Source organism: Nonomuraea sp. NPDC054003 (assembly GCF_055585125.1).
Genome location: NZ_JBVJKR010000014.1, coordinates 113095 through 140094 on the forward strand (window position 1 = coordinate 113095; position 27000 = coordinate 140094).

The 27000-nt window shown below is 71.7% G+C and carries 24 protein-coding genes and 1 pseudogene; 19 read left to right on the forward strand and 6 right to left on the reverse strand.

Features of this window, described 5'->3' with window-relative positions:
• Window positions 1-44 precede the first annotated feature (44 nt).
• From ACZ6YG_RS32740 to ACZ6YG_RS32760, 5 genes are read left to right on the forward strand one after another with little or no spacing between them, the layout of a single operon-like run.
• A complete protein-coding gene (locus ACZ6YG_RS32740) occupies window positions 45-1283 on the forward strand; it encodes an ABC transporter substrate-binding protein (protein WP_466020133.1) in 1239 nt (412 codons plus the stop codon).
• A gap of 7 nt (window positions 1284-1290) precedes the next feature.
• Window positions 1291-2166, forward strand: a complete 876-nt coding sequence (locus tag ACZ6YG_RS32745) for a branched-chain amino acid ABC transporter permease (protein WP_148035767.1) — start codon at window positions 1291-1293, stop codon at window positions 2164-2166.
• Window positions 2159-3970 carry a branched-chain amino acid ABC transporter ATP-binding protein/permease gene (locus tag ACZ6YG_RS32750; protein WP_148035768.1) on the forward strand — a complete coding sequence of 604 codons (1812 nt, stop codon included), beginning with the start codon at window positions 2159-2161 and terminating at the stop codon, window positions 3968-3970. The genes ACZ6YG_RS32745 and ACZ6YG_RS32750 overlap by 8 nt, the downstream gene beginning before the upstream one ends.
• Window positions 3967-4719 carry an ABC transporter ATP-binding protein gene (locus tag ACZ6YG_RS32755; protein ID WP_148035769.1) on the forward strand — a complete coding sequence of 251 codons (753 nt, stop codon included), beginning with the start codon at window positions 3967-3969 and terminating at the stop codon, window positions 4717-4719. Before ACZ6YG_RS32750 ends, ACZ6YG_RS32755 begins: the two co-directional genes overlap by 4 nt.
• A 1-nt stretch (window position 4720) precedes the next feature.
• A complete protein-coding gene (locus ACZ6YG_RS32760) occupies window positions 4721-6346 on the forward strand; it encodes an AMP-binding protein (protein ID WP_466020134.1) in 1626 nt (541 codons plus the stop codon).
• A gap of 45 nt (window positions 6347-6391) precedes the next feature.
• Here the strand turns inward: ACZ6YG_RS32760 and ACZ6YG_RS32765 are convergent, their stop codons facing one another.
• On the reverse strand, window positions 6392-7045 hold the full coding sequence (locus ACZ6YG_RS32765; RefSeq protein WP_148035771.1) for a TetR/AcrR family transcriptional regulator: 654 nt from the start codon (window positions 7043-7045) through the stop codon (window positions 6392-6394).
• A gap of 85 nt (window positions 7046-7130) precedes the next feature.
• Here ACZ6YG_RS32765 and ACZ6YG_RS32770 point away from each other — a divergent pair, with 85 nt between their 5' ends.
• From ACZ6YG_RS32770 to ACZ6YG_RS32810, 9 genes are all read left to right on the forward strand, one after another.
• Window positions 7131-8084, forward strand: a complete 954-nt coding sequence (locus tag ACZ6YG_RS32770; protein WP_466020135.1) for an amidohydrolase family protein — start codon at window positions 7131-7133, stop codon at window positions 8082-8084.
• Entirely contained in the window at window positions 8081-8809 is a 729-nt protein-coding gene (locus tag ACZ6YG_RS32775) for an SDR family NAD(P)-dependent oxidoreductase (protein ID WP_187281538.1), read from the forward strand. The genes ACZ6YG_RS32770 and ACZ6YG_RS32775 overlap by 4 nt, the downstream gene beginning before the upstream one ends.
• Window positions 8806-9609, forward strand: coding sequence for an enoyl-CoA hydratase-related protein (locus ACZ6YG_RS32780; protein ID WP_466020136.1), 804 nt, complete (start codon window positions 8806-8808; stop codon window positions 9607-9609). Before ACZ6YG_RS32775 ends, ACZ6YG_RS32780 begins: the two co-directional genes overlap by 4 nt.
• Window positions 9610-9619: 10 nt before the next feature.
• Window positions 9620-10402, forward strand: coding sequence for an SDR family NAD(P)-dependent oxidoreductase (locus ACZ6YG_RS32785; protein WP_466020137.1), 783 nt, complete (start codon window positions 9620-9622; stop codon window positions 10400-10402).
• On the forward strand, window positions 10402-12030 hold the full coding sequence (locus tag ACZ6YG_RS32790; protein WP_466020138.1) for a CocE/NonD family hydrolase: 1629 nt from the start codon (window positions 10402-10404) through the stop codon (window positions 12028-12030). Before ACZ6YG_RS32785 ends, ACZ6YG_RS32790 begins: the two co-directional genes overlap by 1 nt.
• A complete protein-coding gene (locus ACZ6YG_RS32795) occupies window positions 12027-12821 on the forward strand; it encodes an enoyl-CoA hydratase/isomerase family protein (RefSeq protein WP_466020139.1) in 795 nt (264 codons plus the stop codon). The genes ACZ6YG_RS32790 and ACZ6YG_RS32795 overlap by 4 nt, the downstream gene beginning before the upstream one ends.
• Entirely contained in the window at window positions 12818-13570 is a 753-nt protein-coding gene (locus tag ACZ6YG_RS32800) for an SDR family NAD(P)-dependent oxidoreductase (RefSeq protein WP_466020140.1), read from the forward strand. Before ACZ6YG_RS32795 ends, ACZ6YG_RS32800 begins: the two co-directional genes overlap by 4 nt.
• 61 nt (window positions 13571-13631) lie before the next feature.
• Window positions 13632-14627, forward strand: coding sequence for an ATP-binding cassette domain-containing protein (locus tag ACZ6YG_RS32805; protein WP_466020141.1), 996 nt, complete (start codon window positions 13632-13634; stop codon window positions 14625-14627).
• Window positions 14624-15460 carry an ABC transporter permease gene (locus tag ACZ6YG_RS32810; protein ID WP_148035780.1) on the forward strand — a complete coding sequence of 279 codons (837 nt, stop codon included), beginning with the start codon at window positions 14624-14626 and terminating at the stop codon, window positions 15458-15460. Before ACZ6YG_RS32805 ends, ACZ6YG_RS32810 begins: the two co-directional genes overlap by 4 nt.
• Here ACZ6YG_RS32810 and ACZ6YG_RS32815 read toward each other — a convergent pair.
• Window positions 15442-18678 (reverse strand): AfsR/SARP family transcriptional regulator, encoded by a 3237-nt coding sequence (locus ACZ6YG_RS32815; protein ID WP_466020142.1) that lies wholly within the window; start codon window positions 18676-18678, stop codon window positions 15442-15444. The genes ACZ6YG_RS32810 and ACZ6YG_RS32815 overlap by 19 nt on opposite strands.
• 150 nt (window positions 18679-18828) lie before the next feature.
• On the opposite strand from ACZ6YG_RS32815, the gene ACZ6YG_RS32820 reads away from it, so the two are divergent.
• Together ACZ6YG_RS32820 and ACZ6YG_RS32825 are read left to right on the forward strand one after the other, a co-directional pair.
• A complete protein-coding gene (locus tag ACZ6YG_RS32820; protein WP_148035782.1) occupies window positions 18829-19485 on the forward strand; it encodes a response regulator in 657 nt (218 codons plus the stop codon).
• The gene (locus tag ACZ6YG_RS32825; RefSeq protein ID WP_466020143.1) at window positions 19482-20639 is read left to right on the forward strand and encodes a sensor histidine kinase; all 1158 of its coding nucleotides are present in this window, start codon (window positions 19482-19484) and stop codon (window positions 20637-20639) included. The genes ACZ6YG_RS32820 and ACZ6YG_RS32825 overlap by 4 nt, the downstream gene beginning before the upstream one ends.
• On the opposite strand, the gene ACZ6YG_RS32830 is transcribed toward ACZ6YG_RS32825, so the two are convergent.
• Window positions 20606-21277: a hypothetical protein gene (locus ACZ6YG_RS32830; RefSeq protein WP_466020144.1), complete on the reverse strand. Its 672-nt coding sequence runs from the start codon at window positions 21275-21277 to the stop codon at window positions 20606-20608. The genes ACZ6YG_RS32825 and ACZ6YG_RS32830 overlap by 34 nt on opposite strands.
• 176 nt (window positions 21278-21453) lie before the next feature.
• Between ACZ6YG_RS32830 and ACZ6YG_RS32835 the strand changes: the two genes are divergently transcribed.
• Window positions 21454-22023, forward strand: a complete 570-nt coding sequence (locus tag ACZ6YG_RS32835) for a hypothetical protein (protein WP_466020145.1) — start codon at window positions 21454-21456, stop codon at window positions 22021-22023.
• On the opposite strand, the gene ACZ6YG_RS32840 is transcribed toward ACZ6YG_RS32835, so the two are convergent.
• Window positions 22013-22669 carry a class I SAM-dependent DNA methyltransferase gene (locus ACZ6YG_RS32840; RefSeq protein ID WP_466020146.1) on the reverse strand — a complete coding sequence of 219 codons (657 nt, stop codon included), beginning with the start codon at window positions 22667-22669 and terminating at the stop codon, window positions 22013-22015. The two genes, ACZ6YG_RS32835 and ACZ6YG_RS32840, sit on opposite strands and share 11 nt — an antisense overlap.
• Before the next feature lie 500 nt (window positions 22670-23169).
• Here ACZ6YG_RS32840 and ACZ6YG_RS32845 point away from each other — a divergent pair.
• Window positions 23170-23511, forward strand: a pseudogene (locus ACZ6YG_RS32845) (hypothetical protein); the annotation flags it as partial.
• A 38-nt stretch (window positions 23512-23549) separates the two neighbouring features.
• Window positions 23550-24599, forward strand: a complete 1050-nt coding sequence (locus tag ACZ6YG_RS32850) for a hypothetical protein (protein WP_466020147.1) — start codon at window positions 23550-23552, stop codon at window positions 24597-24599.
• A 298-nt stretch (window positions 24600-24897) separates the two neighbouring features.
• Here ACZ6YG_RS32850 and ACZ6YG_RS32855 read toward each other — a convergent pair whose 3' ends face one another.
• Together ACZ6YG_RS32855 and ACZ6YG_RS32860 are read right to left on the reverse strand one after the other, a co-directional pair.
• On the reverse strand, window positions 24898-25398 hold the full coding sequence (locus tag ACZ6YG_RS32855; protein ID WP_466020148.1) for an ATP-binding protein: 501 nt from the start codon (window positions 25396-25398) through the stop codon (window positions 24898-24900).
• A gap of 360 nt (window positions 25399-25758) precedes the next feature.
• Window positions 25759-27000 carry an IS256 family transposase gene (locus ACZ6YG_RS32860; RefSeq protein WP_466020149.1) on the reverse strand — a complete coding sequence of 414 codons (1242 nt, stop codon included), beginning with the start codon at window positions 26998-27000 and terminating at the stop codon, window positions 25759-25761.

Below are 27000 nucleotides of genomic sequence, written 5' to 3' on the forward strand. Positions count from 1 at the left end.
CGGTCAAATATACAAACGTTCATACACTGAACGAGGAGGCGGCCGTGACCACATACCGGACGGACGGGATGTCTCGGCGAGGATTTCTGGCGGGCACCGCGTCCATCACCGCGCTCGGCATGCTGGGCCTGGGGACGGCGGCGTGCGGAAGCTCGGCGGGAGCCGGCAGGACCACTGCCCGCATCGGGTGGGTGGAGCCGAAGACCGGCCGGCTCGCCGCCGCGTACAAGCCGATCTACGTCGGCGCGAGGCTGGCCCTGGAGGATCTCAAGGCGAACGGCGGGCTGCTCGGGCAGGCCGTTCAGGTCATGGAGGAGGACGACAAGGGAAGCCCGGCCTCACAGCCGGCCGTGGCGCAACGACTCATCCGGGAGGAGCCGACGTTCGTGGTCGGGCCGACCGGGAGCTCCCAGGTCCTGGCGTCGGTGACGGCCCTCGCCCGGGCGAAGCTGATCCAGTCAGCCTGGGGCGGCGCGGAACTGCTCGGGGACGGCGACCGCTTCCCCTACCACTACCAGCTCGTCTACAACACCACCCAGCAGGCCAGGGTGGCGGCGCGTTTCCTGCACGAGGTCCGCGGGCTCCGCAAGATCGGCATCATCGTCGAGAACTCCGAGTTCGGCACGTCGATCCGGGACGCCGTCATCGCGACCCTGCGCGACTCCTACTCCGCGAAGCCGGTCGCGGTCGAGGTGTTCGAGGTGGACGCCTCCGACATGACGCCGTTCGTCCGCAACCTCGAACGGGCCGGCGTGGACGGCCTCGGCCTGTTCACCGGCCAGCCGCAGGCGACCATCCTGATCCTGCGGGCGATGGCGGCCAGCGACTTCCACCCGGTGATCGTCTCGCACGACCTCAACTACATCGAAGCTCTCGGGGAGTTCCCCCGCGCGCTGCTCGACGGGTTCTTCGGCACGACGTACCGAGGGCTCACCTACACCGGCGAGGAGGAGCCGTCCGCCGAGGTGCGCGCGCTGGTCGAGCGGATCGACAAGCATCCGGACACCGCGGGTCTCGGCTACTCGGCGGTGACCAGCCCGTACTACGACTACATGATGCTGATGGCCAAGGTGATCGAGGAGACCAAGAGCCTCGAACCGGCGAAGCTCAAGGCCGCGCTCGACCAGGTCGACGGCTACCAGGGCGTTCGGGCGAAGGTGTCGTTCACCGCGAAACGGCACTCCGGCATCGCCGACGAGGACATCACGGTGGGCACCCTCATGTCGGCGAAGGAGCCGCAGAGCCTGGGTGGGGTCCTCCGGCGGCGCGCGGACGGGATGTGACCGGCCGATGATCGCCGACATCCTGGTCGCCGGCCTGGTCTTCGGCAGCCTCTACGGACTGGTCGCGGTGGGCTTCAACGTCCTGCACCGGCCTACGAACGTGGTGAACTTCGCCCAGGGCGAACTCATCATGATCGGCGCGATGCTGATGGCGGCCACGCCGATCGGCGGGCTCCCCTGGGGAGTCGCCGCCGCCTGCGTGATGGTGATCGTGGCGGTCGTGGCGCTGGCCGAGGAGCGGGTCGCCGTGACTCCGGTGCTGCGCAGGTCATCCCACGCGGTCGGCTGGGTGATCACCACGCTCGCGTTCTCGCTGCTGCTCGCGGAGGCCGCCGGGCGGTTGTGGACGGACCAGCCGAGCGCCGTCGCGCCCCCGTGGCCGCTGTCCATGCGGGTCCAGGAAGTGCTGGGCGTCCGGTTCTCGAGCTACCAGGTCGCGGTGGTGGTCGTCGCCGTCGCCGTGGTGGCCCTGCTCGGCGTCCTGGATCGGTCCCGGCTCGGCACCGCGTTGCGGGCGGTGGCCGCCGACCGTGACGGCGCCCGGCTGCGCGGCATCGACCCGACGGCGCTCACCCGCCGTTCCTTCCTGCTCGGCGGCGCGCTCGCGGGGCTCACCGGGGTCCTCGCGGCGCCGCTGCTGCTGGCCTCGGTGACGATGGGGCTGGGCCTGTTGATCAAAGGCTTCGCCGCCCTGGCGGTCGGCGGGATCGGCGACAACCGCGGCGTGCTGGTCGCGGGCTGGATGCTCGGCGTCATCGAGGCCACCGGCGCCGTCTTCGCCTCCCCCGGGTCGCAGTCCGTCGTCCTGTTCGCGGCCATGCTGCTCATCCTGCTGATCCGGCCCAACGGCCTGCGTGGTCTGGCGGTGCAACGTCATGTCTGAAGTTCGCGGGGCACGGTCCCGCGCCGTGCGGCGCGCGGCCCCCTGGCTCGTCCTCGTGGCGGCCGCGGCCGCGCTGCCGCTGGTGAGCGGCGACCCGACGATCACCTATCTGGCCACCACGGCCGGGATCTACGTGCTGGTCGGTACGGGACTGAACCTCATGTTCGGCTACACCGGCCAGGTCTCGCTGGGGCAGGGCGCGCTGGTCGCCGTCGGCGCCTACACCACGGGCATCCTCATGGCCGACCACGCCTGGACGTTCTGGGCGGCGGCCCCGGTGGCGGTGGCGGTCGCCGTGGGAGCGGGAACGCTGATGGCCCTGCCCGCGTTCCGGCTGTCGTCCTGGTACATCGCCCTGGTCACGCTCGGCGCGGCGATGGCGGCCCGCAGCCTCCTGGTCGAGTTCGAAGGGCTGACCGGCGGCTGGTCGGGGCTGATGGGCATACCGCGACCGGCTCTCGGGCCGTGGGAGCTCGGGGAACGGGACATCCTCTGGCTGGTTCTGGCCGTCAACGTCATGCTCTTCGTCATGGTCCGCACCATCGTCGGCTCCCGCCTGGGCCGCGGCATGATGGCCGTACGCGACGCGCCCGAGATGGCGCAGAGCGTCGGCGTCGCGCCCGCGCGGATGAAGCTGTTCGCCTTCGCCTGCGGCGGCGCCACCGCCGGGCTGGGCGGAGCGCTGCTGGCCGTCCACCACGGGCTGGTGACCCCGGACGACTTCACCCTCGACTTCTCCATCCTCTTCCTGCTGGTGGTCATCATCGGCGGCGCGGCGCGGCTGGCGGGCCCGGTCATCGGCACCCTGCTGTTCTTCGCCCTCCCCGAGCTGCTGACCGGCCTCGCGGAATGGCGCGGACTCATCTACGGCGCGGCGCTGCTCGTGCTGATGGTGTACGCGCCGCAGGGCGTCGCCGGCGCGTGGGAGAAGCTCCGGGCGCGCCGACGGTCCTCCGGCGTGCCCGCCGACACCGCCCACACCGACACCGCCGACACCGCCGACCCGGGCGTCCCGATCGAGGCGGGGCCGCCGCGGGGTGAGCCGCTCGGCGTCGAGCTGATCGGCGTCCGCAAGTCGTTCGGCGGGGTGCACGCCCTGCGGGGGATCGACCTGACCATCGAACCGGGCACGGTTCACGCGATCGTCGGGCCCAACGGATCGGGCAAGACGACGCTGCTCAACGTGATCAGCCGCCTGCTGCGGCAAGACGAGGGCCAGGTCATCCTCGACGCCGAGGACGTCAGCCGGGCCCACGCCGAGCGGCTCGCCCGGCGTGGCGTGGCGCGCGTCTTCCAGACGCCTCGGCTGCTGGGCACGTCGAGCCTGCGGGACAACGTCCTGCTCGGCGCCTACACGCGGGAGCGGTCAGGCGGGCCGGCGATCGTCCTGCGGCTGCCGTGGGCCCGCCGCGAGCAGGCCGAACTGGCGGCGGAGGCCGACCGGCTCCTGGCCGGTCATGGACTGGCCGGACGGGCGTCCGAGGAGGCGGCCTCATTGCCGCACGGTGAGCAGCGGCTGCTGGAGGTGGCTCGGGCACTGATGGCGCGTCCGCGCCTGCTGCTGATGGACGAGCCGGCGGCCGGGCTCACGCCGCGGGAGCTGGAGTCGCTGGGCCGCCTCATCCGGGCGATCCGTGACACCGGCACCACCGTGGTGCTGGTGGAGCATCACATCGAACTCGTCGCGAGCGTCGCCGACGTGGTGACCGTCCTGGACCGGGGCCGGCTGGTGACGTCGGGACCGCCGCAGGAGGCACTCGGCGACGCACGGGTCGTCGAGGTGTACTTGGGAGCACCCGCATGACAGCAGAGGAACTGATCACCGTGTCCGGGCTGAGCTCGGGCTACGGCGCGGTGCCGGTGGTCCGCTCCGTGGACTTCACGGTGCGTACGGGCGAGATCTTCGCGGTGGTCGGCGGCAATGGCGCCGGGAAGACCACTCTGCTCAGCACCATCTCGGGGCTGCTGCGCCCCACGTCGGGGTCGGTGCGGCTCTCGGGGACCGACATCACCGGGTGGAGCCCTGAGCGCGTCGTGGCGCACGGCCTGGTCCACATCCCCGAGGGCAGGCGCCTGTTCACCGGGCTCACGGTGGCCGAGCATCTGCGGCTCGGGCTCTGGAACGTCCCCAACCGGCGCGGGGTCGAGCGGGAGCGGACGGAACGGGTCGTCGACCTGTTCCCGGTGCTGGGCGAACGGATGGACGCCTACGCAGAGGTGCTCAGCGGCGGGGAGCAGCAGATGCTCGCCATCGGCCAGGCGCTGATGCGCGAACCCCGGGTGCTGCTGCTGGACGAGCCGTCCATCGGCCTGGCTCCCGTGATCATCCAGCGGGTGTTCGCGGTGGTGGACCGGCTACGGGCGCAGAACATGACGGTGATCCTGGTGGAGCAGCGCGTCGGCCAGGCGCTGGCGCTGGCGGACCGGGGATTGGTGATGCGGCACGGCCGGGTGGAGGCGGCGGGGTCCGCCGCCGAGCTGGCGGAGGACCCCGCGCTGCGGGTCGCCTACCTGGGCGCGGCCGTGTCCGGTGACCAGCGGAGCAAGGAGTGACATGAGCGGTGGATGGTGGGGCCCGGCGGTGCCCGCGGCCGAGGACTGCGTGGTCGGGGAGCTGCTCGTCCGCCGCGCCGCGGAGCATCCGGACCGGGTGTACGCGGTCTTCGAGGACGGGACGCGATGGACGTACGCCGAAACCCTGGCCGAGGCCGAGCAGGTCGCGGCCGGGCTGCACCGACTGGGTGTGCGGCCGGGTGACATGGTGGTCTCCTGGCTGCCCAACGGACCCGACGCCCTGCGCGTCTGGTTCGGTGTGAACCTGCTCGGCTGCACCCTCGTCCCGCTCAACACCGCCTATCGCGGTGGGCTGCTCGAACACGCGATCCGGCTGTCCGGAGCGCGGGTGGCGATCGTGCACGCCGAGCTGGCCGGGCGGCTGGACGAGATCGGCACCGGTGCGCTGGAACGGGTGGTGGTGCTCGGAGCGGACGACGCCCGGTCACCTCGCCGGGCCGCCGCGCCGGAAGTGCTGGGGCCGGAGACGCTGGCCACGCCGGCCCCGGGATTCCGCCCGGACTCGCCGTCCTTGCCGTGGGACCCGTACGCGGTGATCCTCACGTCGGGGACGACCGGGCCGTCGAAAGGCGTCCTGTGCTCGTACGTCCAGCTCGCGGCGTGCGCGCGGGCCGCGTTCGACGGCTTCGGGGCGGCCGACCGCTACATGGTCAACCTTCCGCTGTTCCACGCGGGCGGCACCATCGGCACGTACGCCGCGCTGCTGCTGGGCGGCGGGATCAGTCTGGTCAGCGCGTTCGACACCGAGGCGTTCTGGCCGGCCGTCCGCGCGACGGGCACCACGCATGTGACGCTGCTCGGCGTGATGGCGACGTTCCTGGCCAAGCGCCCGCCGTCCCCCCAGGACCGTGCTCACCCGCTGCGGCGCGTCTTCATCATTCCGCTGATCGAGGACAGCGCGGCGTTCGCCGAACGCTTCGGCGTCGACGTGGTGGCCATGTTCAACATGACAGAGGTCTCGATCCCGATCATCTCGGGCCCCGACCCGGGCGTTCCGGGGACGTCGGGGCGGCTGCGGCCCGGTGTCGAGGCGCGGGTCGTGGACGAGCACGACCGGGTGGTGCCCGACGGCGAGGTCGGGGAGCTGGTGCTGCGCACCGACCAGCCGTGGGCGATGAACTCCGGTTACCTCGGGATGCCCGAGGCGACGGCACGGGCCTGGCGCAACGGCTGGTTCCACACCGGGGACGCCTTCCGCACGGTGGACGGCGAGTTCTTCTTCGTGGACCGGATGGGCGACACGATCCGGCGCCGGGGCGAGAACATCTCCTCGGCCGAGGTGGAGATCGAGCTGCTGGCGCATCCGTCGGTCCGGGAGGCCGCGGTGGTCGCCGTGCCGAGCCCCTACGGCGAGGATGACGTGCTCGCCGTGGTCGCCCCCGTGGAGGGCGCGACGATCGACCCGGCCGAGCTGTTCCGTTTCCTGATCCCGCGCATGGCGCACTTCATGGTGCCCCGTTACGTCCGCGTGGTCGGCGCGCTCCCGCACACCCCGACGAACAAGGTCGAGAAGCATCGGCTGCGCGCGGAGGGTGTCACGGCGGACACGGCCGATCGCGAGCGGCTGGGCGTGGTCGTCCGGCGGGACCGCATCGGCGGGAGCTGAGCCCCGCCTGCCCGCCGGCCCCGAAGCCGGCGGGCAGGCGGGCCGTCAGGCGTCCGGAGGGCCGGCACCGACGAGTTGCAGGGCCAGGAAGGAGTACTGGTCGGCGAGGTCACGGGCCGACACCGCGCCCTCCGGGCGGAACCACTGCCCGGCGTTGATGCACATGTCGAGGATGGCCTTGGCGACCACGTCCACCTGGGCAGGGCGCGACGCTCGCGGGTCGCTGAGGCGGAACAGGCCGGCGGCCAAGCCTCGTTCGAGGGTGCGTTCGAAGATCCGGCGGATGCGCCGCTGGGCGTCGAGGATCTCCTTGGCCTGCTCCGCCGGGAGGTGACGCCATTCGGTCCGGGCGACCAGGCCCTCGACGCGCCGTTCGGTGTGGAAGAGCGTGAGCTCGCGCACCAGCTCGGCCAGCTGCCGGTCGGCCCTGTCGCCGCCGCGCAGCAGCCCTTCCTCCAGCATGCCCTCCGAGTCCTCGTACGCCCGCTTGAGGATCGCGTAGAGCACTTCCTCCTTGGACTCGTAGTGGTTGTAGAGCGAGCCCGCGGTGACACCGCACGCGGCGGTGATCTTGCGGACGCTGGTAGCGGGGAACCCGTCCTCGTAGAACAGGCGCGCCGCCTCGTCGAGGATCCGCCGGCTCATCGAGGCCGTGGTCTGTGGTGCGCCGGCGGTCGTCCGGGAGCGTGTCGTAGCCACGCTTCGACGCTACCACCACATAAACGTTCATTGACCTGTCAGCGCCGCATATGGTAAACAAACGTTTGTACAAAATGGAGGTCTGATGCGTGAACCGGTGATCGACGTCTGTGAGGTCGTCTACGACACCGAGTGCTGGACGGCCTATCTGCGTGCGCTGGCCACCGCCGCGCCCCGCTATCTCATCCTGTTCGCCGGTCGGCTCGCCACCCTCACCGGGCGTGACCCCGGCGCCGTCGCGGCGGAAGCGGCCCGCGACGCGACCGGCACGGCGGACCAGCTGGCCGCCGTACTCGGACGCGGGTTCGACATCGACCACCACGTCGCCACGCTGGCCGAAACCGGAGTCGCCCACCAGGTCCTGCACGGCGGACCGTGGCCCATCGGGGACGGCACCGTCAACGACCGGGTCGCCGCCTACGCCGCTCGGCACCCGGACCTCCTCAGCGCCTGGGCCGGTGTCAGCTTCGCCGACCCGCGGGCCGCGATCACCGAGGCCCGTCGTGCGCTCGACGACCTCGGCGCGACCGGCCTGTCGGTCATCCCGTTCCTCGACGGCCTCGACCCGTCCGGACCCGAGCACGCCGGGTTCTGGCGCCTCGCCGCCGACCGCGGTGTCCCGGTGTGGCTGCATTGCGGACAGCACTTCCGCTCGGACGTCCCGATCGACGTCTCCGCACCGCGTGTGCTGGACCGGATCGCCGGCGCGCACCCCGGCCTCGTCCTGGTCGCCGGTCACGGGGGATGGCCCTGGGTCACGGAGATGCTGGCGGTGGCACAGCGACACGCCAACGTCTACCTGGAGTTCTCCTCGCACCGTCCGGCCAGGATGGGAGTCCCCGGGTCGGGATGGGAGGCGCTGCTCGCCCTGGGCACCACGTCCGTCCGCACCCGCGTCCTCTTCGGATCGACCAGCTGGACACAGGCGCGCCCGCCCGCCGCACTCGCCGACGAGGTCACCCGGCTCGGACTGCCTGACGACGTCGTCCGGGCCTGGCTGCACGACAACGCCCGACGACTGCTGGGATCGGCGTCGTGAACGGCCGCCGGATCCTGGTCACCGGGGCCGCCGGAGGCATCGGCACGTCACTCGTCGCCGACCTGCTCGGCCAGGGCGCCCGGGTGCTGGCGACCGATGTGGACGAGTCCGGATGCCGCCGCCTGGAGCGACGGTTCGGCGACCGGCTGCACACGATGCCGCTCGACCTGACGGAGAGCGGCGCGCCCCGGCGCGTCGTCGACCGGGCGACCGACCGGCTCGGAGGGCTTGACGGGCTCGTCAACAACGCGGGCGTGGAGCACCGCGCGGCACTGGCCGAGCACGGCACCGCCGACTGGACGCGCGTGCTGGAGATCAACCTGTCGGCGCCGTTCCGGCTGGCCCGCGCGGCGGCGCCCGTCCTCGCGGGACGGCCGGGCGCCGCCATCGTCAACGTCTGCTCGATCGCGGTGACCGGGTTCGCCGGGCAGGCCGCCTACGACGCGAGCAAGGGCGGGCTGCTGAGCCTGACCCGCTCGCTCGCCGTCGAGCTGGGACCGCTCGGCGTCCGGGCGAACGCCGTGTGTCCCGGCTTCATCGACACGCCGATGCTCGACGTGAGCGGGCTCCGCGGGCTGGCGGAGAAGGTCGCGGCGAAGCTGCCTCTCGGCCGGTGCGGGCATCCGGAGGAGGTCGCCGCCGTGATCACGTGGCTGCTCGGAGCGGGGGCCGGTTACGTCACCGGCCAGGCATTGTTCGTCGACGGAGGGATGGTCAGAGCGTGACGCACGATACGGAGACCTTGCTGGTGTCCCGGCCGGCCCGGGGGGTGCTGTGGTTGACCATGAACCGTCCGGCCCAACGCAACGCGCTCGATCGCACACTGGGCGAGGAGCTGCTGCGCGCGCTGGAAAGCGCCGAGACCGACCCGCAGGCCAGGGTCGTGGTGCTGACCGGGGCGGGCAGCGCCTTCTGCGGCGGGGACGACCTCGGCGCGGTGGACGAGCACCTCGCCGGGGACCGCAGGAACTCTCCGGTGCTCGGCGACACCGCCGATCCGGTGTACCTGCGGATCGTCGAGGCGATCGTCACAGCGCCGCAGCCGGTCATCGCGGCGGTCAACGGCCCCGCGGCCGGTGCGGGCACCGAGCTGGCCTGTGCGGCCGACCTGCGGATCGCCTCGGACACGGCGCGGATCGGAAGCTGCCTGGTGAACGTGGCGCAGACCGGCACCGCCGTCATGCTGCCCCGCATCGTCGGAACCGCGAAGGCGACCGAGATCTACCTGTCCGGCGGGCTGCTCGACGCCGCCGACGCCGAGCGCCTGGGCATCTACACCCGCGTCGTCCCGTCCGGGGAGCTCAAGGACGCGGTCCTCGCCGAGGCGCGTCGGCTCGCGGCCGGCCCCACCCGGGCGATCGGGCTCTACAAGCAACTGCGCGAGCGGGTCTACGGACAGCCGCTGGAGCAGGCGCTGCGCATCCAGAACGGCTTCCACATCCGCAACAACAGGGAAGTCCATGACGCGGTCGAAGGGGCGCGCGCCTTCCTGGAGAAGCGCAGCCCCGAGTTCACCGGCCGTTGAGGAGGAAAGCATGACCGTGACAGACGACAAGGCGGACAGTGACATCTTCGGCCGCCTCGACGGCCGGGTCGTCCTGGTGACAGGCGCGGCGAGCGGCATCGGCGCCGCCTCGATGAGGCTGTTCCGAGCAGTGGGCGCCGAGGTCGTCGGCGTGGACCTGGCTCCGGGAGAGGGGATCGTCCAGGCGGACGTCTCCGACCCGGCACAGGTCGCCAGAGTCGTCGACGAGGTCGCCGCCCGGCACGGCCGGCTCGACGTCGTCCACGGCAACGCCGGCGTCAACGTCCCCGGCCGCCCGCACAGCATCACCGACGCCGACTACCGCAAGGTGATGGGCGTCTGCTGCGACGCCAACTTCTACCTGGTGCGCTCCGCGGTCAGGCACATGCGCGCGCACGGCGGGGTGTTCGTGTTCACCTCGTCGATGTGCGGGGTGGCGGCGACTCCCCGCTCCCCCGTCTACAACATGGCCAAGCACGCCCTCATAGGCCTCGCCCAGTCGGTCGCCGTCGACTACGGCGCGCAGGGGATCCGCGCGGTCGCCCTGGTCACCGGGCCGACGCACACCGCGATGGTGGACGAGCTGTGGCCGCCGGGCCCGCTCCGCGACTCCCTGACCGCCACCACCTCCGCCGGCCGGCTGGCCAGCCCCGAGGAACAGGCACGCGCCGTGGTGTTCGCCGCGCTGCCCGGCAGCTCCTTCCTCACCGGCTGCACCCTGACCGTGGACGGCGGGGCCACCGCCGGATGGAACGAGATGGCCCGTACGATGCTCACCCTCAAGGCGGTGTGATGACGGAACTGGGACGTATCGAAGGCGGCGTCGAGACCCCCATGAGGGACGGCGTGCTGCTGCGCGGCGACCTGTGGCGGCCCGCGTCCCCGGCTCCGGCGGTGGTGTTCAGGACGCCGTACGGACGGCGTCAGATCAGCTCCGACACGCTGCAGCCCCAGCACTGCCTCGCCGGCGGGTTCGCCGCGCTGCTGCAGGACACCAGGGGCCGCTTCGACTCCGACGGCGAGTGGCAGGCCGTCATGTGGGAGCAGGAGGCCGAGGACACCTACGACACCGTGGAGTGGGTGGCGGCGCAGCCCTGGTGCAACGGCGAGGTGTTCCTGGCGGGAACGTCCTACCTCGGGATCGTCGCCTGGCTCGGGGCGGCCTCGCGCCCGCCGCACCTGCGGGGGATCGCCCCGGCCATGACGACCGGCGCGACGGCCGACCTCCGCGACACCGGCGGCGCGCTGCGGCTGGACCACCTCGTCGGGTGGCTCGCCTACATGGCCGCCGACTGGCTGGGCCGGCAGGGCGCGGACGCGGACCCCGCGCTGGCCGCGCAGGTCGCGTCGCTGATCCACGATCCCGAACAGGCGATGCGGCGGCTGCCACTGGCGGACATGATCGATCTGCCCGGGTTCCCGATCAGCATCGGTGACCTGCTGGACGGGCGGATCCGGGCTCTGCCCGACTGGGACCTCGCGGCGGTGGAGGTGCCGAGCCTGTCGGTGACGGGCTGGTACGACGTCTACGCCGCCGCGACCGTTCGCGGCCACCTGGAGATGCGCCGGCTGCGGCCGGATCTGCGGCACGAGCTGATCGTCGGCCCCTGGGCGCACACCGGCGCCCTGGCCCATCTGCAGGGCGAGGTGAACTTCGGCGTCGCCGCCTCGGCGGCGGCCGCCCGGCTGCCCGCCCGGCACCTGGAGTTCTTCCGCCGCTGCGTGGACGGGCCCGGCGAGTCCGACCCCGTCCTGTACTTCCTGATGGGCGCCGACGTGTGGCGCACCGCGGAGCAGTGGCCGCCCGCGGACGCCGCCGGGCACACCCTGTACCTGACCGGCCCCGCCGTCCCGGGCGAGACGCCGGGCCGGCTGACCTCCGTGCCGAGCCCGGCCGCACCCGACGACTACGTGCACGACCCGGCCGACCCGGTGCCGAGCCGCGGCGGGCGTGTCCTGCACCTGGGCCGCCTCACCCCCGGGCCGCTGGACCTCAGCCGGACGGCCACGAGATCCGACGTCCTCCTCTATCTCGGGGACGTGCTCGCCGAGGACGTCGACGTCGTCGGTCAGGTGCGGCTCCGGCTCACCTTCGCCACCGACGCGGCGGACGCCGACGTGATGGCCCGGCTGGTGAACCACCTGCCGGACGGCCGCCTGCTGCCGGTCTGCGAGGGAGTGGTCCGCCTCAGCCACCGCGACGGGCCGGGCACCCCCGTACCGCGAGGAGAACCGATCCAGGTGGACGTCGACCTCGGACACACGGCCCAGCGGTTCGGAGCGGGCCACCGCATCGGCCTGATGCTGTCCAGCAGCAACTTTCCGCACTACGACCGCAACCAGGGCGACGGGAAGCCGTCCACCCAGAGCGTCCACTACGGCACATCGGTCCTCATCCTGGGTGACGAGGGGGAATCATGACGACATGGAGCCGTGAGGACCGTGACGGCGTCGCCGTCCTCACCTACCGCAACCCGCCGCGCAACTTCCTCACCTTCGCCGCGCTGGAAGAACTGGACGCGGAACTCGCGCGGGTGGAGACGACACCCGGCATCGGCGTCGTCGTGCTGACCAGCGGCGTCCCCGGATACTTCATCGCGCACGCCGACCTGGACGAACTCGCCGGGCTGTCCCGCGGGCCGGTGCCGCGGGCCAAGATCTGGTACACCGCGATGCGGCGCATCGAGCGGATGCCCCAGCCGGTGATCGCCGCGATCGACGGCCAGGCCTGGGGCGGCGGCCTCGAACTTTCCCTGGCGTGCACGCTGCGCTGGGCCTCGGCCTCCGCCCACTTCAGCCTGCTGGAGATCGCGCTCGGCATCATCCCGGGGGCGGGCGGCACCCAGCGCCTGGCCAGGCTGATCGGCCCCGGGCGGGCCGCCGACCTCGTCCTGTCCGGCGACGTCCTCACCGCCGACCAGGCCAGGACGTGCGGAATCGTCGAACGCGTGCTCCCCACCCCTGGCTTCCAGGCGGAGACACTGAAATTGGCCCGTCACCTGGCGTCGCGTCCCGCCGCCGCGCTCGCCGCCGCGAAACGCGCCCTGGTCGAGGGCTCCAGGCTGCCGATCACCGAAGGTCTCCGGCTGGAGGCCGCCCTCTTCGCGGAGAGGCTGGCCAGTCCGGAATCCGTGACGCTCCAGGAAGAGGCGCGGCGCCGCTACGCCGACGCGGCGGACGGTGACCCCATCACCTTCGGGGGCCGCTCGTGAGAACCGCCGTCATCACCGGAGCCGGCCGGGGCATCGGCCGGGCCACCGCGTTCGCGCTCGCCCGAGACGGTTACGCCGTCGCGGTCGGCTACCACCGGAACGCCGAGTCCGCCGCCGAAGTCGTCGACACGATCAGCCGCAACGGCGGACGGGCCGCCGCCTTCGCGCTGGATGTCGCGGACCGGGACCAGTGTGCGGAGTTCGTCCGCGCGGCGGGTGAACAGCTCGGCCCCGTCCGCGCGGTCGTCTCGAACGCGACAGGCTTCGGCTCCGGCTCGCCGTCCCTGGGAAAGGCGCTCGAAACACCCTGGCACACCTATGAGCGGCAGTTCGCGACCCGGGTCGGCTCCCTCCTCGCCCTGGTGGCGGCGGCACGCCCGCACCTCGACGGCGGCGGCCGCGTCGTGACGACCGTGAGCACCGGGACGGACAGGCACGTCCCCGGCTACGCGGCGATCGCCGCCGCCATGGCCGCGGCGGAGAGCGTCGTCCGCTACCTTGCCGTCGAACTCGGCCGCGACGGCATCACGGTCAACCTGGTGAGCGGCGGCGTGGTGGCGACGGACGCGCTCCGCGACATCAGCCCCGACCCGGAACGACTCCTGGCCACCGTCGCGCGCGCCACGCCGCTGGGTCGCGCCGGCACCCCCGAAGACCTGGCCGAGGTCGTCGCGTTCCTGTGCGGCGAGGGAGCGGGCTGGATCACCGGACGCTCCATCGTCACCGACGGAGGAAACTCCCTCCGCTGACTTTCGGCAGGTGAAACCGGCGTGAGGGGGCCGTGAAACCAGGGGCGCCGAGAGTGGCGCCATGAGCATCACAGAACTCGGCCGTACCGCCCCCTCCAGCGGAACAGAACCGGCCGTACTCGCGGAAGGGCTGGTCAAGGCGTTCGGCGATCACCGCGCCGTCGACGGGATCGACCTGGAGATACGGCCCGGTGAGATCTTCGGCGTCCTCGGGCCGAACGGCGCCGGCAAGACCACCATGCTGAGGATGCTGGCCACCCTGCTGGCGATCGACGCCGGCCGGGCGGAGATCTTCGGCGTGGACGTGGCCGGCCGTCCGCACGTGATCCGGCAGCTGATCGGCGTGACCGGGCAGTACGCGTCGGTCGACGAGCAGCTGACCGCCCGCGAGAACCTCCGGCTCTTCGCCCGGCTGCAGCGGATCCCCGCGCCGACTGCCAGGCGGATCGCCGCCGACCTGCTCGGCCGGTTCGGTCTGGAAGAGGCCGCGGACAAGCCGATCGCGCACTTCTCCGGCGGCATGCGGCGCCGCCTCGACCTGGCCGCCAGCCTGATCACGAAACCACCGCTGATCTTCCTGGACGAGCCGACCACCGGCCTCGACCCGCGCACCCGTGGCCAGATGTGGGACACCATCCGCGGCCTGATCACCGACGGGTGCACGGTGCTGCTGACCACGCAGTACCTGGACGAGGCCGACCAGCTGGCGGACCGGATCGCCGTCATCGACCACGGCCGCAAGGTGGCCGAGGGCACGCCCGACGAGCTGAAGACCATGGTCGGCGCCTCCACCCTCCAGCTGATGCTCGCCGAACCCGGCGAGGTGCCGGCCGCCGTCGAGGCCGTCCGGCGCGGCCTCGGCTCCGAACCGGTGCTCAGCCCCGAGAAGGGCCGGCTCAACGTCGCGCTCGACCAGGCCGACATGGCCGCCGACGTGCTGATCGCGCTCCGTACCGCAGGGATCTCGATCTCCTCGGTGAGCGTCGCCAAGCCCAGCCTGGACGAGGTGTTCCTGGCGCTGACCGGTCACGAGACCGAGACGGAGGAGACCCGATGAGCACGACCACCGCACCCGTCAGGCAGGCGGTACGAGCGGCCGAACGGGTGGCGGCCACCCGGCGGCACGTCTCCGTGGGCGAGACGCTCGGCCAGACCCTCGCGATGGCGTGGCGGGCCGCCAAGAAGATGCGCCGCAACCCCGAGCAGTTCTTCGACGTGGCGTTGCAGCCCGTCCTGTTCACCGCGATGTTCGCGTACATCTTCGGCGGCGCGATCGCCGGGGACGTGCAGAGCTACCTGCCGCTGATGATCCCCGGCATCCTCGCCCAGACCGTGCTGACGACCTGCATGGTGACCGGCGTCCAACTGCGCGAGGACATGGAGAAGGGCGTCTTCGACCGGTTCAAGTCGCTGCCGATCGCCCGGATCGCGCCGCTCGCCGGCCCGATGGTGGCCGATCTGCTCCGGTACGCGATCGCGGCGACCCTGACCTTCGCCATGGGCCTTCTGATGGGATACCGCCCCGGCGGCGGCGTGGCCGGGGTGCTCGGCGCGATCCTGCTGGCGATCCTCACGGGGTGGTCGCTGGCGTGGGTGTTCACGTGGGTCGGCACGATCGCCCGCAGCGCCGGAGGCGTGCACGGCATCTCGATGATGATCCTCTTTCCGCTGACGTTCCTGTCGAACGCGTTCGTCCCCGTCGAGACCCTGCCCGGCTGGCTCGCCTCGTTCGTCCGGATCAACCCGGTCTCACACCTGGTCACGGCCGCTCGCGACCTCGCCAACCACGCTCAGGTGAGCGGGGCGGTGGCGTGGACGCTGCTGGCCTGCCTGGTCGTGGTCGCGGTCTTCGCGCCGCTGTCCGTACGGAGCTACAAGCGGCACATCTGACCCGCGGCGAGCCGTCCGACGAGCGCCCGCGCCTCGTCGAGCAGGTCCGCGCCGCGCCGGTCGCCGTAACCGGCGCGGACGCGGGCGAGCGCGCCGGGCGCGACCTGCTCCGCGTACGGCTCGATCCGGTCGAAGGCCATGCCGGCCATCATGCCGTTGTAGGCGAACCGCTCGGCCAGCACCAGCAGGGCGACCGCGTCACCGGGGGCCAGGGCCGCCCGCAGCAGCCCCCAGGCGCCGAGCGCGAAGAGCAGCGAGCCGCTGACCGGGTAGTCGAGAAGCCGGCCGTCGGCGCTCAGCACGTCGCGGGCGCGCCCAGCCACGCAGAAGCGGAACAGCTCCTCGCCGTACGGGAGATCCGCGGGCTCCCCGTGGTAGGCGTGCGCCGCGAGGGCGAGCGCCTCCGCCGTGACCACCCATGGTTCGAAGCCCGAGCGCGGCATCCCGGGCAGCCGCAGATCGCGCGCCCGCTCGACCGCCAGCCGGTAGTCCGAGAGGGCGGCGGCCGTCTCGCCGCGGGCGAGGGCGAGCTCGGCGGCGCACAGCGCGGCCACTGCCAGCCCGCCGAGTACGGCCCCGCCGTCGTTGAGCCGGTTGATCTCCGCGAGCTCGGCCTCCGCGGTCCGGTGATCGCCCTCGCCGAGCGCGATGATCAGCAGCAGCGAGCGCAGCTGCGTCTCGTCGTCCGTGGCGCCGATCCGGCTGAGCACCGGCAGGGCCGCTCGCGCGTGGCCCACGGCGCGCCGCCGGTCGCCGCACCGCAAGGTCAGGTGAGCCAGCGTGGTGTGCAGGATCGCCCGGAGCCACGGCCCCTCGTCCTGCGGGAGCAGCGCCAGCCCCCGCTCGGTCGCCGTGACCGCCTCCGCGATGTCCCCTGCGTTCTCCAGGACGTGGGCGCTCATCTGCGTCGCCACCAGCGCCTCGTCACGGTCGGCGCTGCGGCACAGCTCCCGCAGCCGATCGCGCAGGCCGGCGCTGTTCGAGGGGGCGCCGATGAGCGTCACCTTCGTCATCGCCGCGAGGCGCGGGTCCGTGGCGTCGCCGACGGGAAGCCTGCTGAGCAGATCGTGCAGCGGCTCGCTCCGTTCGTCCAGGAGGATCATCGAGTTGGCGATCGCGACCACCAGGGCGGCCCGGGTCAGCTCGACGAGCTCCGGCGGCGGGAACCAGCCCGTGACGGCCTGGATGATCGCGGTCCTGAGCGCGATGATCCTGGCGTGGTCACCGCGGATCGACCACAGCGCGCCGACCCCGGCCAGCAGCGGGACCGCCGTGGCCGGGTCGGGCTCGGCGAGCGCCCGGCGGAGCAGATCGGCCAGGTTGGTCTCCTCGGCCCGCAGCGCGTCAACCGCCGCGAACTGGTCCGGGCCGAACAGCACGGCGGCGTGCTCGTGCGCGTAGCCCGTAGCCCAGGCCAGCAGCGCCGCTCGCGCGGACACCTCCTCACCGGCTTCCTCCAGCCGCACCCGTCCGAACTCCCTGACGGTCTCCAGCATCCGGTAGCGGACGCCGTGGGCCGCCTCGTCGACGCTCAGCAGCGACTGCTCGGCCAACGCCTGCACCGCGTCCAAGGCGCCCATGGCCTCGGCCGCGGCCGCGGTGAAACCGTCGCTGAACAGGGACAGCCGCCGCAGAGCCCGCCGTTCGGGCTCGTCCAGCAGATTCCACGACCAGTCGATGACCGCGAGCAGAGTCTGGTGCCGGCCCGGCGCGCTGCGATCGCCCCCGCGCAGCAGCGCGAACCGGTCCGCCAGGCGCCGCGCGATCTCCTCCACCGCCATCACGCGCACCTTCGCGGCGGCCAGCTCGATCGCCAGCGGCAGCCCGTCGAGCCGGGTCACGACCTCGCGCACCAGACCCTCGTCGAGCCGCACGCCCGGCCGGGCCGCCGTCGCCCGCTGGCGGAAGAGCTCCACCGCGTCGCCGGGCTCCAGCGCGCCGAGCGGGTAGACGTGCTCCGCCGGGATCGACAGCGGGGCCCTCGACGTGGTGAGCACCCGCAGATCCCGCGTGGCCGCCGCCAGGAAGGCCGTCAGCTCGGCCACGGCGTCGATCACGTGCTCGCAGTTGTCCAGGATCAGCAGCGCCGGCGCCCGGCCGAGATGCTGCGCGATGCGGGCCCGTACATCCGACGGCCGCTCGAACGCCGGCATCCCGCGCCCGCTCACCGAGTCGCGCACCCCCAGCGCCGAACCCACCTCGCCCACCACTCCCTCGGGCGACGAGACGCCGACGAGCCCGACGAAGTGGACGACGGGCTGGGTGGCGTTCCTGCCGACGACGTGGGCCAGCCGCGTCTTGCCCAACCCGCCCGGCCCGACGACGGAGACGACCCGGTGGGTCTGCAGCAGGGCGTGCACCGCGCTGATGTCGCCGTCGCGGCCGAGCAGCGACGACCCGTCGAACAGCACACCCTCCCGTACGGGCCGGTCCGCGGCGAGCAGTTCGGCGTGCACGCGCGCGAGGGCCGGCCCCGGATCCGCGCCGAGCCGTTCGGCCAGGTCGGCCCGGTGGCGTTCGTAGCGCTCCAGCGCCGCCGCCGTGCCCCTGACCGCGGCCTCGCCGCGCAGCAGGCAGGCGAGCAGTTCCTCATCGCGCGGCCGGTCGGCCGAGGCCTCCTCCAGCAGGGGCAGCGCGCCCTCGTGGTCGCCGGCGCGGGAGCGCGCGACGGCCGACACGCGACGCGCCTCCGCCAGCCGCCCCGCCGCCACCGCCCGCACCTCACCGAGCGGTCCCGCCGCGGTCCCCAGCCCGCTTGTCGCCCCCAGCCCGCCCGCCGTCCCCAGCCCGCTTGTCGCCCCCAGCCCGCCCGCCGTCCCCAGCCCGCTTGTCGCCCCCAGCCCGCTCGCTACGCTCATCGCCTCCTCGGCGCCGCGCCGAGCCTCGGCCACGTCCCCCTCGGTCAGCGCCTTCCGCGCCCGCTCCACCAGCGTGCCGAGCAGCAACGCGTCCACCTGCTCGTCCGGCACCCCGAGCCGGTAGCCGCGCGCGGTCCGCACCACCGCGTCGGCCGAGGTCGCGGCCCGCGTCCTCGACACGACCACCTGCAGAGCCTTCGTGGGGTTCGCGGGCGGCCCGTCCGGCCATAACTCCTCGACCAGCCGCTCGTCCCCAGCCCCCGCCCGCCCGTGCAGCGCGAGCACCGCCAGCAGGGTCTGGGCGCGCTCACCGGCCACCCGCGTCCCCTGCCAGCGGACGCCGTCGAGCAAGGTCAACACCGGAGGCACCCTTCCAGCTTACGAGCGGACCACCGCCTCCGGCCTCAGCGCGCTTGCGATCTCGACCAGAGGTCCACGCCGCCCCTCCGCACGGCCCCGCCTATCGGGGAGGCCGCGGCCTCAATACGATCTGGACATGCCGGGTGAGACATGACGATCAGACTGGTCGTCGCGGACGACCACGCCATGATCAGGGCAGGGCTGCGGCTCGTGGCGGAGAACGCCCCAGGGATGGAAGTGGTCGGGGAGGCGGCCGACGGCGTGGAGGCCGTCGCCGTGACGAGGGAGCGACGGCCGGACGTGCTGCTGCTCGACATCGCCATGCCGGGCATGGACGGCCTGGCCGCCGCCACGACGCTGCTCGGGGACCCCGCCCCGCCGAGGATCCTGATGCTGACGACCTTCGGCAGCGACGAGAACCTGCACGCGGCGCTGCGCATCGGGGTCAGCGGCTTCCTGCTGAAGAGCTCGCCTCCCGAGCATCTCCTGGAGGCGATCCGGGTCGTGGCGGCGGGCGACGGACTGATCGATCCCGCGGTCACCCTTCGGGTCATCGCGTCCTTCGCCGCTCAGCCCCCGCTCTCGCCTCCTCCTGAGCTGGCCGCGCTCACCGCGCGCGAGGTGGACGTGCTGCGGCTGCTGACGCGGGGTCTGTCCAACCGGGAGATCGCCCTGGAGTCCGGGGTCGGCGAGGCCACGGTGAGGAGCCATGTCGCCCAGATCCTGCGCAAGCTGGACGTGCGGGACCGTCTCCAGGCGGTAGTGCTGGCCTACGAGTCCGGCTTCGTCCGCCCTGGTCAGGAATGATGCGCGGCAACTGGCGGCCGAGCCGGATGGACATGCTGCTCGCGCTGGCCGTGGTGGTCGCCGGGCAGGTCGAGTCGTTCGGACGGCAGGGGTTCGAGCCGGGTCAGATCAGCCGTCCGGTGCCGCTGGCGGTCGGCGCGGCCGCCGCCGGGGCGCTGCTGCTGTTCCGGCAGAGGTTCCCGATGAGCATGCTGCTCGCGCTGGTGGGGGTCGGCATCGGGGTGCGGGAGGTCACGGAGGCGGGCTACTACGCCGCGTGGCACTTCTACTCCACGCTCATCCTGGTGCACACCGTTGCCAGCGCGGCGGAGCTGCGTACCCGGCGAGGGCTGGCCGGGCTGGCCTGCGTCCTGCTCGCGTACGGCTATTTACAGACATTTCAGCATAACGACGTGGCCGAAGTGCTGATCAGCGCCATTTTCGTCGGCGTCGCGTACGCCAGCGGCATCCTGTTGCGCCGCCAGATCGATCAGACGTTACGCCTAACCAGGCAGACCACCCGGTTGGAGGTCGAGCGCGAGGAGCGTGCCCGGCAGGCGGTCGCGGGTGAACGGGTGAGGATCGCCAGGGAGCTGCACGACATCGTCTCGCACAACGTCAGCCTGATGACCCTGCACACGGGCGGTGTACGGATGATGCTCCGCGACGACCCGGACCGCGAGCGGGAACGCACACTGCTGACCGGCGTCGAGCGGGCGGGCCGCGAGGCGATCGAGGAGCTCAGGCTGATGCTCGGCATGCTGCGCAGCCCCGGCGGCACGGCCGCCGAACCGCACGCCCCCGGGCTGGACCGGCTGGACGCCCTCGTCGCCCAGATCGAGGAGGCCGGTCCGGCCGTGGAGGTGCGGGTCGAGGGCGAGGCCAGGCCGGTGCCCCCGGGGCTGGAGCTGTCGGCGTACCGGGTGATCCAGGAGGCGCTGACCAACGCGTTGAAGCACGCGCGGGCGACCCGGATCGTCGTCACCGTCGCCTACTCCGCCGACGCCGTGACCGTGGAGGTCACCGACGACGGCACGGGCGACGGGCCAGGAGGCGGGAGCGGACAGGGCCTGATCGGGATGCGCGAACGGGTCGCCATGCACGGTGGCGACCTGTCCGCCGGTCCTGTGCGGGATGGCGGTTACCGGGTACGCGCCAGGTTCCCCTCGGGCTGAGCCGCCCACTCCGCGTCGCCCATCCGTACGATGCGCAGGCCGATGACCCCGGCCCCGGCCAGGTACAGCAGTCCGCCCACGACCGTGCCGACCGGGAAGACCGGCGCCCCGAAGATGCCCAGCACCATCGCGAACGGCGCCCACCAGGGCGCCTGCCGGCAGTACGCCAGGACGAGCCCCAGCGCGAACAGCCCGAGGATCCCGGCGAACCCCGGGATCTGGAACCCGAACACGAGTCCCGGGTCGGCGAACGCCTGGTCGGCGAGCGCGGCCCCTTCGGCGGGCGGCAGCGAGCGCTCCAGGCGGGCGTAGAAGTAGTCGCCCAGCATCAGCGCGGAGAAGTTCACCACGCCGAGCAGGGCGATCCCGCCCGTGACGTGACCGAGGAGCACCGCGCGGTGGCGTACCAGGTGGATCATGCCGATGATGCCCGGGATCAGCAGCACCCAGCTCCAGTGCAGGACCGCCGCGCTGATCGACACCTCCTCCAGCTGACGCCCGTAGACGCCGGCCGTGTCGCCGCCGCCCAGGCGCAGAGCGGGATCGAGGACCACCCCCGCGACATATAGGACGGGCGCGGCGATGAGGCACGCGCCGGCGGCGAGCTTCCGGAATCGGATCGGATCTGACAACGACATGGTGTCCCCTAAGTGGCCGGTGATGCCACGAAGGCTAGGAACGCCCGGCCCTCCCCGTCGTCCACCGCCCGGCCGACACCCACTCCGCCATTTTGCTGGGGAGACCTTGGCGCACTATCTAGGGAGACCGCCGCGCAGCATACTGGCGGCAGTCGACGCGCGTCGTGGGGGCACTCATGAATCGATCGTTCGTCAGCTCGATCCTTCACCTGGTCAGGTTCGCGGGAGCCGCCCTGGTGATCTGGGGGATCGCCTACGTGATCAACGGCGCAACCCAGGCGGGCGGGTACGTCACCGTACGCGTGGCAACCGCTCCGGACGCCGGGCCCTCGCCGCTGAGCGGTGTGAGACTCCCCGACGGGGTCGTACTCCGGGGAGAGCTTCCGCTGGGCGTCTGGGGAGCCACCGTCGCCGAGCAGGTGCTCTCGCGCGCGGACGTCCTCCTGGGCGGTCTGTGCGCGGGCCTGGCCGCTCTGCTGCTGAGCTCCACCATGAAAGGGCGGCCTTTCACCCGGCGTGATACTGCCGGGCTCGTCGCCCTGGCGATCGTCACGAGCCTCGGCTCCCTGCTGCCGATCGTCGCCGCGGCGACCGTACTCGATCGGGCGGGGCTCACCCAGGACTTCGTCCCGTCGACCACGCTGTCGTGGGTGCCTCTCGCGGGCGCCGGGCTTCTGCTCGCGCTGGCCCTGGCGTTCCACGCGGGAGCCCGGACCGATCCACGAAGCAGTGCACTCACCCCCTAGCCGCGGTACGGTCGCGGCGCATCAGCAGGTGGCCCCGGCGGAATCGTTCATCCTCCAGAGGCTCGCGCAGCATCCGCGCCACCTCGACGAACTCCTCCTTGCTGGCCAGGTCGGCCAGCTCGTCGATCGGCCACCGGTAAGCCGGCGTGACCTTGTGGTCGAACCGGCTTACCGGACCGCCCTCGGACTCGAAGAAACCGAGCAGGAGGTAACCCCCCGGGGCCAGCACCCGGCGGAACTCGGCGAAGTAAGGCGGCAGCTCGGATGGTGGGGTGTGGATGAGCGAGTACCAGGAGAGCAGCCCGCCCAGCTCGCCGTCGGCCACGTCGAGGGCCCCCATCGAACCGACCTCGAACCGCAGGTCAGGATAGTCCCTACGGGCGATGTCGATCAGCCGGGGAGACAGGTCGACACCGAAGGCGTCCAGCCCGAGGTCACGCAGGTGTGCCGTCATGTACCCGGGACCGCAGCCGGCCTCCACGACGGGCCGGGCCCCTTCGGCCCGCACGAGCTCGGCGAACGCGGCGACCATCGAGCGGTCCAGCGGCAGGCGGTCGAGCGAGTCCCGCACGAAGTCGGCGTAGACGTCCGCGAGGGCGTCGTAGGCGTCCGCGGTCGCGGTCAGATAGGGGGAGGATTCGGCCACGGCGGACGACTGTAGCCCATCGGCCGAGCTACTCGCCCCGCAGAAGCACGTGGTGCAGGAGGCCGCTCTGCTCGCTCGGCATGAGAGGGCGGCGATCGACGAGGAACTGGGCGCAGGGAGGTTCGCCCGACGGGATCGCAGAACTTGGGCAGGACGCTGAGGGCGTTGATCCCGGAGTCGTTCCAGCTACTGGTGAATCGCTCCCGCGCCGCATCAAGGTCGTCGGCGTAGGGGTCGGTGAACCAGGCGAGCAGCGCCGTCCAGACCCGCTCAGTCTCCGCTTTCACGCGAATCCCTTGTCCAGACATTCAGCGGCAAGATGATGACACACTGCGACCATGCGGCAACCCCGAGCGAAATACTTCAACACCACGGGACCGTGCAGTCCACTGCACCACTACATCTCGCCTCCCACGCAACGGCTCCCCGAGGCGCGCGAGCTCATCGAGATGGACCGCTACTTCGTGCTGCACGCGCCCCGGCAGACCGGTAAGACCACCATGCTGCGCACCCTGGCGTCCGAACTGACCGCCGAGGGCGACACCGCCGCCCTGATGTTCTCCTGCGAGCGCGCCAAGTCGGCCGGTGACGACTACGCCGCCGTGGAGTCGCTTCTGCTTCATTCCCTCCGCGAGGCCGCCGCGCGATCGGGCTGGCCGGACGAGTTACTGCCGCCGGATCCATGGCCGCAGGCTCCGGCGGGCACCCGGTTCGGTTCGGCGCTGAGCGAGTGGTGCCGCCGCTGCCCGCGCCGCGTGGTGCTGCTCCTCGACGAGATCGATGCCCTGCAGGGCAACAGCATGGTCAGCATCCTCAGCCAGCTCCGCCACGGCCACAACGCCCGGCATGAGGGCCAACCGTTCCCCGCTTCCGTGGTGCTGTGCGGGCTGCGCGACCTGCGTGCGTCGCCTCGGGCGGCGAAGCCAGCAGGTCGAATCCGGCCAGCCCGTTCAACATCGTCGCCAAGTCGCTGCGCCTGGGCGACTTCACCGCCGACGACATCGCCGAACTCTACGGCCAGCACACTCAGCAGACCGGTCAGGAGTTCACCAAGGACGCGGTGGAGCGGGTGTTCGAGCTGACTCAGGGACAGCCGTGGCTGGTCAACGCCCTCGCCCATGAGGTCGTCTTCGAGATGGGCGTGACCGGCGCCGTCACCGCCGGGCAGGTGGAAGACGCCAAGGAACGGCTGATCCGGACGCGTGCCACACATCTGGACTCTGTGATGGCCCGGCTACATGAGCCGCGGGTCAAGCGGGTGATGGAGCCGGTCGTGGCCGGGACCTTCCCCCACATCGACCCCGCCTTCTCCGACGACCTGTCCTACGTACGCGACCTGGGCCTGATCAAGCAGAAACCCCCGCTCGAAGTGGCGAACCCGATCTACCGGGAGGTCATTCTGCGCGTGCTCGGACACCCGTCGGAACAGTACGTGATGGCCGATCCACGCAGTTTCGTGCTGCCGGACGGCCGGTTCGACCTGCCGCGCCTGCTGGAGGAGTTCGTGGTCTTCTGGCGCGAGCACGGCGAGGTGCTGGTCCGCCAGGAGGGCTACCACGAGGCCGCCTGTCAGATCATCCTCATGGCTTTCCTGCACCGGCTGGTCAACGGCGGAGGCTACCTCAACCGGGAGTACGCCGCCGGCACCAAACGTCTGGACGTGCTCGTCCGCTGGCCCTACACCAGCCCAGACGGCGAACGTCTGATGCAGCGCGAGGCCATGGAACTGAAGGTGTGGCGAGCAGGCGAGAACGACCCGGCACCCGACGGCCTCGCCCAGCTCGACCGCTACCTGGACCGTCTCACCCTCTCCACCGGCGCACTGGTGATCTTCGACCGCCGCCCCGAGGCTCCGTCCTGGCAGGAACGAGGCGGCTTCGAACAGACGACCACACCCTCCGGCCGCCAGGTCACCGTCCTGCGCGTATGACGGGCGCCCGAGTTTCAACGGGCTTCGCCCCTGAGCATCGCCGCCCAGACCCGCTCAGCCTCGGCTGTTGTGGTCCACACCGTCTCCTGGATCACGCCTTTGACAGATCGCCGGACGAAGGCGAGCCCGCCCGCGACGCAGAACTCGTAGCAGGGCAGGCACCGGCTGCACGTGTGCTTGCGCACGCGAACCCGGACGCACCGGGCGGCGGGAGGAGCCCAGGCGATCCGTTCATGTCCCTCCTGGGCAGGAGCCGCGTGAAGGCCGTGATACTCCTCCAACAGGTCGCGTGCTCTGCTCATCGCCGACCCACCGTACGAGGCAGCGCGAACCAGGTCGCCTTACCCGCCAGCCCAGGGCACGTGGCGAACCCCTGCGGAACGCAGCCGTACAACCCGGCCGACAACTCCGCCACGATCAGCAGCCCCCGCCCGTGCTCGGCTTGACCGTCCACACCCGGGCGGCGCACCGGATGAACGGCTCCCGCGTCGACCACCAAGCACACCACTTCGACCGGATCGACCCGTACCACCAGCTCGTACGGCGCGTCACCGTACAGAACAGCGTTGGTCACCAGCTCGCTGACCATCAGCACGGCGTCGTCAACCAGATCCCGCCCCAGACCGACCAGCAGGAGCGCGCACCGGACGAGGTCGCGGGCATCACCCACCGCCCGCGCGTCATCCCGAAGCCGCCAGACCATGCTCTGCCCAACAGAGCCGGAACGCTCCGCCACCGCAGCGGCCTTCGCCGAGTGCTGGACTTCCGGCACGATCTCGCCGAACAAGAGCTTGTCCATTACGCCACCTCCCGGATCCATGTATTCGCTCCCGTGTCACAGGCATCAGCCAGTACGAAATGCAGTAAAGGATGAACCGTCCTATTCGCGGGGCCCAAATACTGCATGTCCAGAATCTTCAGCCCCGCCCGATCAAACTGGAAGCAGCCAGAGCTTGTGTGACCCACATCGCTTCACCTGTCATTACTTGCGCTTCCCACTACACAGAGTGCCTGCGGTGAGCTACATTACGGAATCGAATGAATGACACACCGTTCGGACAGTTCTGTAGGACCGGCCGTCTGATTGGCGTAGGACTCTCGGGTCACGTCCACGGACGTGGTGTATGAATCGATCTTCGAGTGATCCTGTTTCTGCAGGTTAAGCGGTAAGTGTGTGCGGGAGGGGGTTCGGGGTGGGTGTGTCGCCGGCGATCAGCCGGACGCGGGCCTTGGCGAGAATGTCCAGGCCCATGTAGCGGCGCGCCTCGGTCCATTCGTCGGTCTGCTCGGCCAGCACCGCGCCGACCAGCCGGATGATCGCGGCTCGGTCGGGGAAGATGCCCACCACGTCGGTGCGCCGGCGGATCTCTTTGTTCAGCCGCTCCTGCGGATTGTTCGACCAGATCTGCCGCCAGGTCTCACGCGGGAAGGCAGCGAAGGCCAGCAGGTCCTCGCGGGCGGCGTCCAGATGCTCACAGGCGGCCGGATACTTGGCCTCCAGAGCGTCGATGACCCAGGCGTGCTGGGCACGCACCTGCTCGGCGGCAGGCTGGTCGAAGATGGTGCGCACCAGCGTGGCCACCCACGGCTGCGCCGACTTGGGCACGGTGGTGAGCAGATTACGCAGGTAGTGGGTTCGGCAGCGCTGCCAGCACGCGCCCGGCAGGGCGGCGCCGATCGCTTCCACCAGGCCGCGGTGCGCGTCGGAAACGACCAGCTGCACCCCGGACAGGCCGCGCGCGACCAGGCCGCGCAGGAACGCCAGCCAGCCCGCGCCGTCCTCAGCCGAGGTGACGTCCAGACCGAGGACTTCGCGCTGGCCGTTAGCGTTGACGCCGGTGGCGACCAGGGCGTGCACGTTGATCGTGCGGCCGCCCTCGCGCACCTTCTGCGTCAGCGCATCCAGCCAGACGAACGTGTAGGGGCCGGTATCCAGCGCCCGGGTGCGGAACGCCTCCACCTGCTCGTCCAGCACCTTGGCCATCTGGCTGACCTGGCTCTTGGAGATGTGTTTGATGCCGAGCTGCTCGACCAGCTTGTCCACCCGCCGGGTCGAGACGCCGAGCAGGTAGCTGGTGGCGACGACGCTGATCAGCGCCTGCTCGGCCCGCCGCCTGCGTTCCAGCAACCAGTCCGGGTAGTAGGAGCCCTGCCGGAGCTTGGGAATGGCGAGGTCGATCGTCCCGGCGCGGGTGTCCCACTCGCGGCTGCGATAGCCGTTGCGGGAGTTGGTCCGCTCGTCGCTGCGCTGGCCGTATGCCGCGCCGCACAGGCTGTCGGCCTCGGCCGACATCAACGCTTCGGCCATGGTCTTCACCATGGATCGCAACATGTCGGGGTCATCGGTCTCGATCTGCTTCGCCAGCCACTGCGCGGGCGTCACACTGTTGTCTGCGGCCAT

Bases quoted from the DNA above. Each gene is read 5' to 3' on its own strand.
- ACZ6YG_RS32810 (WP_148035780.1), top strand. From the start codon at position 14,624: ATGAGCACGACCACCGCACCCGTCAGGCAGGCGGTACGAGCGGCCGAA.
- ACZ6YG_RS32825 (WP_466020143.1), top strand. From the start codon at position 19,482: ATGATGCGCGGCAACTGGCGGCCGAGCCGGATGGACATGCTGCTCGCG.
- ACZ6YG_RS32830 (WP_466020144.1), bottom strand. From the start codon at position 21,277: ATGTCGTTGTCAGATCCGATCCGATTCCGGAAGCTCGCCGCCGGCGCG.
- ACZ6YG_RS32770 (WP_466020135.1), top strand. From the start codon at position 7,131: ATGCGTGAACCGGTGATCGACGTCTGTGAGGTCGTCTACGACACCGAG.
- ACZ6YG_RS32785 (WP_466020137.1), top strand. From the start codon at position 9,620: ATGACCGTGACAGACGACAAGGCGGACAGTGACATCTTCGGCCGCCTC.
- ACZ6YG_RS32755 (WP_148035769.1), top strand. From the start codon at position 3,967: ATGACAGCAGAGGAACTGATCACCGTGTCCGGGCTGAGCTCGGGCTAC.
- ACZ6YG_RS32745 (WP_148035767.1), top strand. From the start codon at position 1,291: ATGATCGCCGACATCCTGGTCGCCGGCCTGGTCTTCGGCAGCCTCTAC.
- ACZ6YG_RS32790 (WP_466020138.1), top strand. From the start codon at position 10,402: ATGACGGAACTGGGACGTATCGAAGGCGGCGTCGAGACCCCCATGAGG.
- ACZ6YG_RS32795 (WP_466020139.1), top strand. From the start codon at position 12,027: ATGACGACATGGAGCCGTGAGGACCGTGACGGCGTCGCCGTCCTCACC.
- ACZ6YG_RS32835 (WP_466020145.1), top strand. From the start codon at position 21,454: ATGAATCGATCGTTCGTCAGCTCGATCCTTCACCTGGTCAGGTTCGCG.
- ACZ6YG_RS32750 (WP_148035768.1), top strand. From the start codon at position 2,159: ATGTCTGAAGTTCGCGGGGCACGGTCCCGCGCCGTGCGGCGCGCGGCC.
- ACZ6YG_RS32760 (WP_466020134.1), top strand. From the start codon at position 4,721: ATGAGCGGTGGATGGTGGGGCCCGGCGGTGCCCGCGGCCGAGGACTGC.
- ACZ6YG_RS32860 (WP_466020149.1), bottom strand. From the start codon at position 27,000: ATGGCCGCAGACAACAGTGTGACGCCCGCGCAGTGGCTGGCGAAGCAG.
- ACZ6YG_RS32805 (WP_466020141.1), top strand. From the start codon at position 13,632: ATGAGCATCACAGAACTCGGCCGTACCGCCCCCTCCAGCGGAACAGAA.
- ACZ6YG_RS32855 (WP_466020148.1), bottom strand. From the start codon at position 25,398: ATGGACAAGCTCTTGTTCGGCGAGATCGTGCCGGAAGTCCAGCACTCG.
- ACZ6YG_RS32820 (WP_148035782.1), top strand. From the start codon at position 18,829: ATGACGATCAGACTGGTCGTCGCGGACGACCACGCCATGATCAGGGCA.